9 protein-coding genes are annotated in these 13,696 nt (G+C 54.3%); 5 read left to right on the top strand and 4 right to left on the bottom strand.

What is annotated here, in order from left to right; all coding sequences use genetic code 11:
* Positions 1 to 661: 661 nt before the first annotated feature.
* Positions 662 to 2,029 (top strand): integron integrase, encoded by a 1,368-nt coding sequence (locus FYC48_RS25265; protein WP_200836697.1) that lies wholly within the window; start codon positions 662 to 664, stop codon positions 2,027 to 2,029.
* Between the two features lie 464 nt (positions 2,030 to 2,493).
* Here the strand turns inward: FYC48_RS25265 and FYC48_RS25260 are convergent, their stop codons facing one another.
* The 3 genes from FYC48_RS25260 to FYC48_RS28210 all read right to left on the bottom strand — a co-directional run bounded on the left by FYC48_RS25260 (position 2,494) and on the right by FYC48_RS28210 (position 6,334).
* Positions 2,494 to 3,993: a Gfo/Idh/MocA family protein gene (locus FYC48_RS25260; protein WP_149499554.1), complete on the bottom strand. Its 1,500-nt coding sequence runs from the start codon at positions 3,991 to 3,993 to the stop codon at positions 2,494 to 2,496.
* A gap of 339 nt (positions 3,994 to 4,332) precedes the next feature.
* The gene (locus FYC48_RS25255; RefSeq protein ID WP_235034420.1) at positions 4,333 to 5,079 is read right to left on the bottom strand and encodes a methionine-R-sulfoxide reductase; all 747 of its coding nucleotides are present in this window, start codon (positions 5,077 to 5,079) and stop codon (positions 4,333 to 4,335) included.
* Position 5,080: 1 nt separating this feature from the next.
* Complete coding sequence (locus FYC48_RS28210) at positions 5,081 to 6,334, bottom strand: prepilin peptidase (RefSeq protein ID WP_235034419.1); 1,254 nt, start codon at positions 6,332 to 6,334, stop codon at positions 5,081 to 5,083.
* 710 nt (positions 6,335 to 7,044) lie between these two features.
* On the opposite strand from FYC48_RS28210, the gene mtnA reads away from it, so the two are divergent.
* A complete protein-coding gene (mtnA, locus tag FYC48_RS25245; RefSeq protein WP_149499592.1) occupies positions 7,045 to 8,085 on the top strand; it encodes an S-methyl-5-thioribose-1-phosphate isomerase in 1,041 nt (346 codons plus the stop codon).
* 6 nt (positions 8,086 to 8,091) lie between these two features.
* Here the strand turns inward: mtnA and epmB are convergent, their stop codons facing one another.
* Positions 8,092 to 9,222, bottom strand: coding sequence for an EF-P beta-lysylation protein EpmB (gene epmB, locus FYC48_RS25240; RefSeq protein WP_235034418.1), 1,131 nt, complete (start codon positions 9,220 to 9,222; stop codon positions 8,092 to 8,094).
* A 149-nt stretch (positions 9,223 to 9,371) separates the two neighbouring features.
* Between epmB and efp the strand changes: the two genes are divergently transcribed.
* The 3 genes from efp (at position 9,372) to FYC48_RS25225 (ending at position 13,691) form a co-directional block, all read left to right on the top strand.
* Entirely contained in the window at positions 9,372 to 9,941 is a 570-nt protein-coding gene (gene efp / locus FYC48_RS25235; RefSeq protein ID WP_149499553.1) for an elongation factor P, read from the top strand.
* Positions 9,941 to 11,287 (top strand): magnesium transporter, encoded by a 1,347-nt coding sequence (mgtE, locus tag FYC48_RS25230; protein ID WP_149499552.1) that lies wholly within the window; start codon positions 9,941 to 9,943, stop codon positions 11,285 to 11,287. The genes efp and mgtE overlap by 1 nt, the downstream gene beginning before the upstream one ends.
* Before the next feature lie 934 nt (positions 11,288 to 12,221).
* Complete coding sequence (locus FYC48_RS25225; protein ID WP_160149763.1) at positions 12,222 to 13,691, top strand: methyl-accepting chemotaxis protein; 1,470 nt, start codon at positions 12,222 to 12,224, stop codon at positions 13,689 to 13,691.
* Positions 13,692 to 13,696 lie beyond the last annotated feature (5 nt).

Here is a 13,696-nt window from a genome sequence, read left to right as displayed (position 1 = left end):
GATGTTAAACCGTGACCACGATTGCGATCAACAGGCGACAGAGGGTCCGTTGCCAATGGATGGGACGGTACGTGAATCAATACGGTGAACCAGGCGCGACAGCCAAACCGCAACATCAGGTGCGATCGATAGGCGACTGATGTTCCGTTGCCAATCAATGGGCCCCTACGTGAGTCATCCGGCACGACGGACGCGATTCGCGTTGCGAATCACCAAGCCATCATCCGATTGGAGAAGATGATCTATCATCCCGTGACATCAAGAGCGATCACCAGGAAACAGAGGTCGCGTCACGAAGCGATGGGCCCAAGTCCAGCCACAACGACAGGCAACGGATTAAATCCGCATTCGAAGGTGAATGAACCAACGAACGTGAAGTAGCACGACGAACAACTAATTATTACCGGTTCTCCCAAGGATAATTGAACATATTCCTTGGTTGGGCCGGGAAATATCTCCTACCACCCAATAGTACTGGATGAGTTTTGGGTGGTCAAGCCTTCCCCCAGATGCTAAAAATGCGTTCTAGGCACGGCTCTCATCAGGAGGACATGATGATCGGTACGCGGCATCAAGCTGCGATTGCGCTCTAGGCAACGCAAGCTACGATCCGCTGCCAGAATTTCATCTCTCCATCTTGTCCTGTTAAAGGAGTGGTCAAATGTCTGTCAATCAGTTCCGACAGTGCCTTGCGGTGATGAATCTTCCAGAGGAAGATCAAACTTGGTTTCCCAAATGGCTGGGAAGCTATGCCAGTATGCCGTCCGTTCACGCCCGCTCCAACCCGCACGACGGAATCGCCGTCGAACAGGAATTAGTGATTGCGTTTCTTCGCAAGCTACTGGCATCTAAAACTCCCGCCTGGCAACGCCTGCAAGCCGCTCGAGCGATCGAAGCCTATCAAAGCGCCGTCCTGCGCACGGCAGTCGTCGATTTCCGCCCCATTCGTGAGAAACTGACCGAAATCGCGCGTCGCCCCAGTGACATTGACGGTGCCCACGAAGACGGTGAATACGACCCTTCGCTAGTCGCAGGCGAGGGCAACGAAGGTGCAATCGACGACCGTGAACCGGAGTGCATTCAGCGGATGCGAGGAACACTTCGTCGACTCCATCACCCCAAAAGCACCGAGGAAGCCTACGTCCGTCAAATCAAAAAATTCATTCGTCATCTGGACGACGATCGTCTGGAGAAATTTGGTGAGCCAGAGATCGGTGACTTCTTGACGGATTTGGCGATCGAAACGGAAGTCACCGCATCGACTCAAAACCAAGCACTTTCGGCGATCCTGTTTTTTTATCAAAAGGTCATCGGACGTGACCTGCAGTTCATTAGTTCAGTCCGCGCAAAGTCCAGTGAGTACCGTCCGGTTGTTCTGACGAAATCCGAAGTGACCGATTTGTTCCAGTACATTTCCGGTGTTTACCGACTCATGTTCCTGTTGATGTATGGCAGCGGATTACGCCATCGGGAGTGCCGCACGTTGAGACTGAAAGATCTTTGCATCGAAACCCGTCAAATTGTGGTTCGAAATGGCAAAGGTATGAAGGATCGCGTGACAGTTTTGCCAGACAACACTATTGAACTGTTCAAACAACAGTTCGCGCATGTCAAAGCGCTCCATCATCGAGATCTGGCCGACGGTTACGGCGAAGTCTATCTGCCGTACGCGTTGGCTAAGAAATATCCTTATGCCCAGCGAGATCTCGGTTGGCAGTATCTATTCCCTTCATCAAAAATTTCTCGCGATCCACGCAGCAATCGCCGACGCCGACACCATATACATGAAGGTACCTTTCCGGAGCACTTTAGGCGTGCTCGAAGACGGACCGAAATTGTCAAGAAGGCCGTCCCACACACGCTGCGCCATAGCTTTGCGACACACATGCTTGAAGACGGTGCGGATATTCGAACCGTCCAAGAATTGCTCGGTCACAAAGACGTCAAAACGACGATGATTTACACCCATGTCATGAATCGACCGGGGTTGGCGGTGACGAGTCCTTCGGATCGCCTGGGTTTACTCTGAAGGATTCTTACAGGGCGAGCGATGCGCCAACGAAATCGCTGAATGTATTTTGGGAATCTAACCTGATCGGCTGGTCGAAAGGTCAGGCGTTCCCAAGTTAACGGTTCGCCACAATCGATGGCGATCACGCGGACGCGACGGTTGATGGACCGGGGGATGGGAAACACTTATCGGCACTAATCTCCACTAATAAGTCAAGGTGGATGATCGATGAAGGTCGCCGCACAGGCATGTCCTATGTGGCTTTGTGACTCTGCGAGAGTCCTGTCGGAGCAACTACCATCCGCCGAGGCTTGGTGGCCATCGGCGGATGAAGAGGACCTGAAAATGGAATGCTATCGCACCAATAGCAGTCTGTTCGTTTTCAGATTCAACCTCTTCCCATGTCGCCTATGCTCTGCAAAAGCAGCGAAGCGAACGCTACTTTCACGGACCGAAAAGCGACAATTAAAATTAACAGACCGCTAGGCGAAGGTATCCGCCGAGGGGACTTCGTAGCCGGGGTTGTTCGGATCTTTGAGCAATTTATTTGCTTGATCCGCGTTGTTACCAATAAAACGTTCGCTTTCTGGATCAAACTGCAGCGTCGGCCCGAGTTTCCATGGTGCGTCCTTGGCGACGCCCACACCGTCGGTCATGACCGTTCGCAACTTTTGGAAGTGTTCCGCTGCATCGTCATTCCCAAAGTCAACCGAGGAATCCGACAACGCAACTGACTCGCCCAATCGATACGAGTTATTCATCATGTGTCCGAGTACGCATCCATAGTGCGCGTCGAGGACGTTTCCGTTAGCCATCGATGGATCGTTAGCGCGAATGGCGGCGATGAATGCCCCCCAATTTCCACCAGGAGTCACGTCACCGGGTTCAACATCGAGCGGTTCGGGCTTGGAAGCGCCGGGACGGAGGATTTTGTATTTCCCTTCTCCCGTGATCACACTGCCGTCTTCGAGATAGTACTCGTTGTAAACTTGACGCTCGTAGCCTTTGTAGTTCACGTTGCGAACATTGAAGAAGACCATCTGGCCATTGGGATATTCAGCCATCGCGAACATCGTGTTCGGCGTTTCGCCTTGGTCGCCCCACTGAAATCGGTTGCCAATCGCCATGGTGCGAATTGGGTGCGTTTGATCGTCATCGATCGCCCAACGTGCGACATCGAGCTGGTGGGTTCCTTGATTATTCAAGTCGCCGTTACCGCTTTCCCAGAACCAGTGCCAATTATAGGGGACATAATTGGCGTGATAGTTCTCGATGACTGCGGGGCCTTTCCAGTGATCCCAATCGAGATCGGCCGGCGGATCAGAAACCGGCTTGAAGCCGATCCCCGACCGTGGTTTGCAACAATAGCCGTAGGCAATTTTCAACCGAGGCAACTTGCCCGACTTCAGTGCTTCGTGCAGTCCTGCGATGCCGGCACTGCTCCGTCGCTGCGTTCCGTGCTGAATCACGACGCCGTACTTTTGTTGGGCAGCGACGCAAGAACGACCTTCCGCAATATCGTGACTCATCGGTTTTTCGACGTAGACATGCTTACCGGCTTGGGCGGCCCAGATCGTCATCAACGAGTGCCAATGGTTTGGCGTCGCGATTGATATCGCGTCGAGCGAATCGTCGTCGAGCGTTTTGCGAATGTCATCAACGCCTTTGGTTGTCAAACTTCCTTCGGCACGTTTCTCAAGCGAATCCATCGTACGGCGAAGAACTTTGCTTGCCGGATCAACAACGTAAGCCAGTTCGACGTCTTTTTGTCCGGTCCAACCACCGATATGGGACTGCCCACGACCATTCAGACCGGCGACGGCGATACGAACGCGGTCGTTCGCCCCGTTAATTTGCCCGCTCGCCTTGGTGCCGGTGATGATCAGCTGGCTGCCGGCCATCCAGCCGGTGGTTGCAACGGCGGCGGCACCGGAGCGTTTGAGAACTTGACGTCGATTTAGAGATTTTTTGGTCGGTTTCATGGAAAAGGTAGGAGAGCGAGGGAAGGATTGAGCAAGCACTGAGAGTCGCATTTTAACACGATCGCATTGCCGCGTTGGAAGTGAGCCTGAGTAATCAGGCCGAGCCAGCGAAGACCGATCGCATCGAAGGGAACCGCATCAAAGGAACGAAGACAAGTGCCAAGCAGCGATGCGAGGCCTGTTCCGCAGGAAACGCCTTGTGTCGAGTGAACTTGAGCCGATTAAATACAATGCGAATAGGGAACAGTGCCGTGATACGAAAACAGGCGAGCCGAAGCTCGCCTGTTACGTTAAAGTCGCTGTTGACTACCGTCTTTGTGGTACAACTCAATTACGGCGTTAGTCTTTGTCCTGTTGAACAGGTTCGGACTTGGTCGCGGTGCGCTTCTGATTCGCTTCTTTCGCGGCCTGTTTATCGACGACCAATTTAGGCGGAATCGGCTTGCCTTTGGGAATGAACTTCATCGAAATCGAATTCACACAATGGCGGGTGTTCTTTTCGGTAAAGTTTTCGCCTTCGAAGACGTGACCGAGGTGACCGCCACAGTTGTTGCAGATGATTTCAACGCGGTAGCCATCGGCGTCCGTTTGGCGTTTGACCGCGCCGTCGATTTCGTCATCAAAGCTGGGCCATCCGCAGTGACTTTCAAACTTTGCTTCGCTTTTGTAGAGCGCCGCATTGCACTGCCGGCAGATGTAGGTTCCGGCGTCTTTGGTCATCGTGTAGCCGCCAGGTCCCGGCGGTTCGGTACCTTTGCGTAGAATCACGTAGGCGGCTTTGGCATTGAGCGAATTGTAATCGAAGACGAACTTCACTTTCTGATCGACAGAATCTTCCTTCTCTTTTTCGCTCATCTTCGAATCCTTGTTGTCTTTGGAATCTGCTTGATCGGAATCGGTTTCGGACGCGTCTTTTTTGTCGGCTTTTTCTGCCGCAACTTTGACGGTTCCGGAAGTCTCGGAAATTTCGATGTCGTCAGGCGTCGATGTCACGCCCGGATTGTCGCATCCGACCAGGCCAGCCGTGGCGAGTACACCGCAGGCGACCGCGATGCCGTGACTTCGTATTGATTGTCCAATCTTCATGTTATTCTCCGCGGAACCTATCCGAGACAACTCGATAGCAGTACAGCATTACTCCCATCATACCCAATAGGGCAAGAAACAGCCAAAGCATGAATTGCCCAAGAATTGCGAAGTTACCGACAAACCACCCGCTGACAAAGTCGTCCCACCACAAAATCGTCAGCATCGTTCCGGCACAAAGGTAGGGTCCGAAGGGGATTTCGGCATTCCGGGTGAGGATGAAATAGACCAGAACGATTGCAATCGCCGCGATCGGGGAGACAAAAAACGCCATGACCGCCCCTTGCCACCCGATGAACGCTCCAACCATCGCCATCAGCGTGACGTCGCCAAAGCCCAACGCCTCGCGGTTCATCGCGACACTACCGACGATTCGGATCGCCCAAACGACTCCGCCGCCGACACCGAGACCGACAAGCGAGGACAGCAGGCTGATCCATGGGATCCCGCCGAACGAATACGCGACTCGGATCGCAATGCTTCCGGCCAACCAGATCGCGACCAGCAGTTGCCAGTTGTAGCGACGAACGAGTGAAGCAACAAAATAGGCGACCGCTTTTGCCAACCCGTGCCGCAAGATGACACGTCGATTGGCGAGAGCAAAACACCAGCCGGTCCAAATGAGGATCGCGGTCCACCAGCCCTTGGGCCCTAACCAAACCATCGCGATCGGGGATGGCGACGCAAACGTAATCGGCTCTGGCCAGTTAGGAGCATCCCAGGGCAAAAAAATAAAGATCGAGCACCAGCTGAAGATCAGCGCCAAAATTGTCCCAGGGATAGTCAGCAGATCGGGAATCGTTCGTTCGTCGAAATCGATAAATGTCGCCGCGACCATGATGGTGATCAGAGCCAAATGGGCGGCAAATACGGTCGTCATCCAAGACTCGGCAGCCACGATGTCTTTGGGAGCCCGAAACCCGATCGGAAGCAGCGACGCGGTCTGGGTGACGTACCAGTAATACGCCGGGATACCGATCGACATGGCGACTTCGATTCCCATGGGACGAATCCAAAATCCCTTGCCGTGCAAATGGTTCTCGCGGCGCATTCCCAGCCAACCGAGGATCGGAATGCGATCCGAGATCGAGCGTGCCGGCGCGTCTGGGTGAGCCCTACACCATGGGCCGATCGGCCGTTTGTCCCAGGCTAAGTTATAGATGGCGTAATTGCTGATCACACCCAACAGCACTCCGGTCAAACTGAGCAGCACCAAACGCAGTTCGATCGGCAGCGGTATCCAAAAATTGATCAACGGATTCAGTCTCGTCGTAGGTTTGTGAATTGCTGCGGAAGGTCTGCGGTCCGTGACCGCGCGTGAGAAGCAGTTTACTTTAGACCAGTGATCTTTATTTAAAGCGATTGTGGTTGCGTGGTCCCAGTTCGCTGTCGCTGACATCTCTGCAAGACGCCGATGATAGCGAGCTTCGTAAGCAAACGTTTTTTGCTTTCCGAAGTCGGACGATTGTTGCGTCGTACTGGAACAGAACGGTCGTTCTCGGTCTCTCTCAATATTCGAGTTAGGCTCATCAGCAATCGTGCCATGATTTGCTTACCGCCACCGAACCGTGGCTAACGCCAGCCGGCTAATCGTAATTTCGGATGTCGAGGATGCACCAGGGGCGAACGGCGTCCGAAGTTGCAATTGCAGGATTTCGCTATCGCTGGAACAGTGAAAAAAGCGACGCGATCTCTGAATTCATGCAATGCGTTGGTGATATGGTCGAAAACGCGGCTTATCAACTTCCGTATCCGGTTATCATGACCCGGCAAACAACGCCCAATGGGTCAGCCCACCCGATGTCTGTGGTTTCCAAAGGCCCTAATGTAGCGGCGACGGGCCTACCCTCCAACGCCTTGCCGAATCCGTTCTGTCCGATCATCTTCGGCGTGATTCGGCGAGCCATTCAGGCCACCGACTCAGTTTCTCGTCCGTCACGTCTTACACCATCCCCAAACGCTGCCATGGCGACGCACGCCCCGGAAACCATCCGCTTCACCACCGATCAACTTGAACTCATTGATCAAACGAAGCTCCCGACACAACTCACCTACCTGGTCTGCGAGACGGTGGAGCAGACCCACAGCGCTATACGCCGATTGGTCGTTCGCGGTGCGCCCGCGATCGGGATTGCAGCGGCCTATGGCGTTTGCTTGGCGAAAAGCAATAAACACGGGGTACCACCGACAAAAAAGGACTATTTAAACGCGATCGAATACCTAGCGACCAGTCGTCCGACCGCAGTCAACTTGTTTTGGGCACTCGATCGAATGGCCGAAGTCGTCGAATCGACTGATGACTCGCAACTATTGACGGCCTTGATCACGCAGGCCCGAAAAATTCATGACGAAGATCGCGTGATGTGTCGGGCGATCGGACGCAACGGAGCCTCGTTACTTTCGGGCGTCGATACCGTGTTGACACATTGCAATGCGGGTGGTTTGGCGACGTCGATGTGGGGAACCGCGCTCGCACCGATTTATCACCTGCATCAAACGGGCAAGCGAATCAAGGTGTTTGCAGACGAAACCCGCCCGCTGCTTCAAGGTGGCCGCCTGACCGCTTGGGAGCTTTCTCAAGCGGGCGTCGACGTGACGGTCATCACCGATTCGATGGCCGGGGCGCTGATGCACCAAGGGCGGATTGGCGCAGTAATTGTCGGTGCCGATCGAATCACGGCGGCCGGCGATGTCGCCAACAAAATCGGAACCTATTCCGTCGCAGTCCTTGCGAAACATCATCGCTTGCCGTTTTACGTTGCCGCGCCGAGCAACACGTTCGACATGGAATTGGTGTCTGGTGACGAGATTCCGATCGAACAGCGTGATCGGGATGAGGTAGCCTGTCCTCATGGGACGCGTATTGTTCCCGACGAAGCAAACGTGCTGAACCCCGCGTTCGATGTCACGCCAGCCGAGCTGGTAACGGCAATCATCACCGAGGTGGGCGTCATCGAATCACCAACGCAACAAACGATCGAATCCCATTTTGCGGACCGGACGTAATTCGGCTTAAACGACCAGCGTTTTGCTGGGTTGACCCGATTGCTCACGCACAAATGTCGGCACCGCATACCCCGGCAATTGCGTACGTAACTGATCGATCAGCTCCAAGCCCTTTTCGGGCGGGACCCAGAAATGGCTCGCACCGCGAACTTGGTCTAACTGGTGTAGATAATAGGGTTGAACACCCGCGTTGATCAGCGTTTTCGATAGATCACAGAGTGACTCGACGTCATCGTTGACTTGCGACAACAGCACCGATTGGTTGAGCAACGCGATTCCCCGGCGCCGCATTCGGGTCAGTCCTTCGACGACGGCGGGATCGAATTCTTGGCTGTGATTGGCATGAATCACCAACCAAGTCATGAGCGACGATTCGGCAAGCAAATCCAGAAGCGCGTCGGTGATCCGTTGCGGAATCACGATCGGAAGCCGAGTGTGCAAACGTAGCCGCCGCACGTGACTGATCGTTTCAAGTTCTTCGACGAGCGTGCGGAGACTTTGATCGGAAAGCACCAATGGATCGCCGCCACTGAGCAACACTTCCTCGATCGACGGGTCGCTTCGGATGTAATCGAGCGCGGGTTTCCACTTTGACTTTTGCGCATTGAGCTCCGAATAAGGAAATTCTTTTCGGAAGCAATATCGGCAATGGACCGCGCAAGCACCGTGGGTAACGATTAGGGCGCGGCCGTCGTATTTGTGGAGAACTCCGCCCGCTTGACTGACACGAAGATCACCGACCGGGTCGGCGACAAATCCTGGCACCTCGTGTCGTTCATCGTCGGCCGGCAATACCTGTCGCAAGATTGGATCGCTGGGGTCCCCCCGTTTGATCCTGTCGGCAAATTCGAGCGGCACGAACGTGGGGAAGCCTTCGGCCGAAGGGGCGGCAAACGCCGGGTCGATCCCGACATATCGGCAAAGTTCATCGGATCGGCGAATCGCGCGTTTCATCGCCGTTTGCCACGAAACGGGCCCGGAATTCGATGGAACATCGCCGGAAGTCGCCGCCGCCACATGCTTTAACGGAGCGGAATCACCTGCTGCTTCGGATCGCATCGGAGTCGGCGCGGGCTTGTCGGTCGCTTGTTCGGCGATGGCGAGATGTGGATCGGTGCGAGTTTCGTGAGAGAACATCGATGGAGGCCCGGTGACGAAAAAGGCAAAGCCGGATAAAACAAGGCGGAAAGCTGGTGAGGACAAACTGTAACCAGGTCGGTAAACTGCCGCCCTGATTTTCCCCTAGACGCTCGCCGGATCGGAATTCAACGGAGCCGAACGAAGACATGGCAACTTACAACACAAGCGATTTTCGAAAAGGGCTGAAGGTCCAAATTGATGGCGAACCGTACCTGATGACAGACATGCAGTTTGTCAAGCCAGGTAAGGGAAACGCTCTTTACAAGTGCAAACTGAAGAATCTTGTCCGCGGTACCACTTTGGACCGAACTTACAAAGGTGGAGATTCGTTGGAATCGGCCGACGTCGAAACCACCGACGTGTCGTTCTTGTATCGCCAAGGGCAAGATTACGTTTTCATGCACCAGGAAACGTTCGAACAATACGAAGTCGCCGAAAAGGTCGCCGGCGACATTTGGAAGTACCTCAAGGACGGCATGATCTGCACGATGACGCTCTACAACGGTAACGCGATTATCGTCGAACCGCCCGTCATGGTGGAGCTTGAAATCACCGAGTGTGCCCCCGGTGCCAAAGGCGACACGGCGACCAACGTGACTAAGCCAGCAATGGTCGAGACCGGGGCGGAGTTCACCGTGCCCGGATTTATTAAGGAGGGCAACGTCATCAAAGTCGACACTCGAACCGGTGAATACGTCGAACGCGTCAGCAATTGATGGTTAATCCGCTCTTCTTACCCGAACTTCGCGAAATGCTGGCCGAAGATAATGCGGCCGAGCTGACTGAGTTCTGTAATACTTTGAACGCAGGCCGGACGGCCGAGTTCATGGAAGGGTTAGAAGACACGGACCTATGGGCCGTCTTGCAATACGCCGACGCTGATCGACGCGCCGAGATTTTTGGCTATTTCGACGAACAGCGACAGGTCGGCTTGCTCCAATCGCAAGAACCACGTCAGGTCGCTGAACTTGTCGACCGCATCCCATCGGATGACCGTGTCGACTTGTTTCAGCAGTTAACCGGTACGCGGGCGCAGACCATTCTGCCACTCTTGCCCGTAGCCGACCGTCGCGACATCCAAAGGCTCTGTTCCTACGACGAAGGAACCGCCGGCTCGTTAATGACGTCGGAAGTGGCGATGTTGTCTGAAACGTTAACGGTTTCCGGTGCACTCGAAGCACTCGGCAATCAAGCCAGTGAACTCGAGACGATCTATTATCTTTATGTCGTCGACGAAGATAACTTGCTTCGCGGGATTGTGTCGACGCGGCAGTTGGTCTCTTCGCTACGAACACCATCGCGAACCCTTGGCGACCTGATGGAAACCGACGTCGTCGTCGCCGAAGTCGATGAGGACCAGGAGTCGGTCGCCGAGAAGGTCGAGCACTTCAATTTGTTGGCGATTCCGGTTGTCGATTCTGGTCGACAATTGTTGGGCATCATCACGCACGATGATGTCATTGACGTCGTTCGCGAAGAACTAACCGAGGACGCCCATCGCATCGCGGCAGTCGAGCCGCTCGAAGAAGACTACCTCCGGATTGGATTGCTAAACCTTTCTTGGAAGCGAGGCATCTGGCTGATCATCCTATTCTTTGCGGCGTTGCTGACCGCCTTTGCGCTCGAACACTACCACGAAGAATTGAACAAGTTCATCTGGCTGGTGTCATTCATCCCGCTAATCATCAGTGCCGGCGGAAATTCCGGAAGCCAATCGGCGACGCTGGTGATCACCGCCATGACCAGCGGCCAAGTCGAACTTGACCAATGGCGCAAGGTGCTCGGGCGCGAAGTAATTGTCGCGACAGTGCTTGGTATTTTTCTCGCTTTGATCGGATACGCCGTCGCGATCTTCTTAGCTCCCACACCGGTCGCGGCACTGGTCATCCCGATGACTTTGGTTGCCGTGATTTTTGTCGGTTGCTTTTTCGGCGCATCGCTGCCATTGATCTTTCAACGCCTGGGATTGGATCCGGCGATGATGAGTAACCCGTTCGTCGCGGGCATCGTCGATATTCTGGGCATCATCATCTACATCAATATTGCGCGACTGTTGCTGTAGCGATTCGCAATCTTCGTCATCAGGTATAGACGAACGGTAATTGCCAAGGCAGCTTTTTAACAACGGCTTCCGTTCGAACACGGGATCGATGCCGACGACTGCAAAGCGGCCCTATCCATTGGGTCAAAACGAAGCTGCAGCCGACATGAAGCACGATAGGTTTGATGCGAACGTCAATCCCGCCGACGCATCGTTTCGATGAAGTTTTGGACTGTCGGACGATCAGATACAGGCCGTCAAAAATTCGGCGGTTTTGCACAAGCGAAGCGGGACGGCTGCACGATCGCTGGGCTACGGCATCGCAACGATGAAGCGTTTAGCGGGGGGACGCTCCGCGACTGCCCCTGTCGCGTGCTCCCCCGCTAAACGCGTGTCTGATTCGACCTCAACTTGATGTGAGCACTTTTGCCAGTCCCCGTTGAATCATCGCCGATACCAACGCGACTCGACGCCTCCTGGTAAATCGGACCGCGACTCTACTTACGATCGGTCATGAAGGAATCCAATTTCATCGGAATTGCTCAGTTCTTGATCCGTGATGCGAAGAATCTTCGCGGACGACATCGCTTGTCACCACGGGTGTCAACGACCGGCGACAGTCATCGGGTGGCTAGGCGATCGCACCAGTCGAAATCGCTGACATCGGGTTCCCCGACGCAGTCGTTAGTCGCGGTTCGGTCCAGTAACTGAGGAAAATGCCCACCGGATGATGAGCCAAATCCAAACCTTCGATCGAGACGGAGCACGAGGAAAACGAGGGTAGCGCCCCCCTGATTGCTAGGCGGATCGCCTCCCTCAAGCTGATCGCAAACGGTCGTTTTGAGGGTAAACCTCTCGAAAAACGAGGGAGTAGACCCATAGTTGTAAGCCACGATTTCGCAACGCGGGTTCACGCGTCTACATGATTTCACAAGCAACAAGATGGATAGGCGGAATGTACCTCCAAGGGCTCACCGTGCGTGCCAAGTTAACCGCACTGATCATTGTTTCAGGCATGTCGTTCCTTCTCTACGGACTATGGTCCTGGAATACGTTGTCGGTCGCAAAAGTTCACGGGCCCTACTACGATCGCATTGTCATGGGCAAAGACCTGATCGCTGATATCTTGCCTCCGCCGAATTACATCATCGAGTCATATTTGATGACGTTACACCTGGCGAATGAAGTCGAAGACGGCGCTTCCCAATCAGACATCAAACGCGATCTAGCGCGAAGTGAGCGTTTGAAATCAGAGTTTTATCGGCGTCATCAGCACTGGGTTGACGCATTGCCCGAAGGCGAGATGAAGCACTTGAAAACGGTCAACGCGTATGCACCAGCCGACGAGTTCTTTCGCGTTTTTGAGGAGAAGTTTGCGCCGGCTTGTTTACAAGGTGATGCGGAGGCCTGTCGCACTCTTGAACGTGGCGAACTACGCAGTCTTTACGAAGAACATCGTCAGGCGATCGACCGCGTCGTCGGGATGGCGACCGATCAAAACGCATTGGCTGAACAGCAAGTTGCTTCCTTGGTTAGTCGCCGTGCTTATCTATCCGTCGCCGCGATTGTTCTACTTTCAGGCGTGATGATTGCGATTGGATCCGTTATTTCGCGAGACACGGTCAATCCACTTCGTGCGTCTGCGGAGCGTCTCCAAAGGATGTCTCAATATGTTCGATCGGAACTCCTGAAGGATGCCGAACGAACATCGGAACAGGCCATGATGGCAAGCTCAGCGGCAGAAGAGGTCAGCGTCAATACCCGATCATTGGCGACCGCTGTGGAACAGTTTGAACTGAGCATCAAAGAGATTTCGCAAAACGCCTCCAACGCAGTTTGTACGGCATCTGAAGCCGTCGACGTGACGCGGGAAACGAGTTCACGAATTAGTCAACTCGGCTCTAGCAGCTCGGAAATCGGTGAGGTGATCAAAACAATCAGTGCGATCGCATCACAAACCAACCTCTTGGCGCTGAACGCAACCATCGAATCGGCCCGAGCCGGTGAAGCAGGCAAAGGATTCGCCGTCGTCGCTAACGAAGTCAAAGACTTAGCCGCCGATACGACACGCGCGGCAGATGAGATCATCTCCAAAATTGAGGCAATCCAAAATGACACTCAGAAAGCGATCGAAGCCATTGGACGGGCGAGCACGGTGATCGAACAAATTGCGGAGAGCCAAAATGCGATCGCGGGCGCGGTCGAAGAACAGTCGGCGATGACGGGAGAAATCTCCAAAAGCATCGGCGAAGTGGCATCGGGAAGCAGCAACATCGCACAAAGCATCAGTGCAGTTTCTTCGGCGGCCAGGAACACCACCAGCGGCTCCGGTAACGCGGTCAAAACCGCATCCGAACTCGAGGAAATGGCGCAAGAGTTACTCCAGCTTGTTGGGGAGATCGCGCACGAGCCCATCGAGGTCTAGACGAT

Source organism: Roseiconus lacunae, from assembly GCF_008312935.1.
In the GTDB taxonomy this organism is placed as follows: Bacteria; Planctomycetota; Planctomycetia; order Pirellulales; family Pirellulaceae; genus Stieleria; species Stieleria lacunae.
This window is presented reverse-complemented; position numbering and strand designations above follow the sequence as displayed.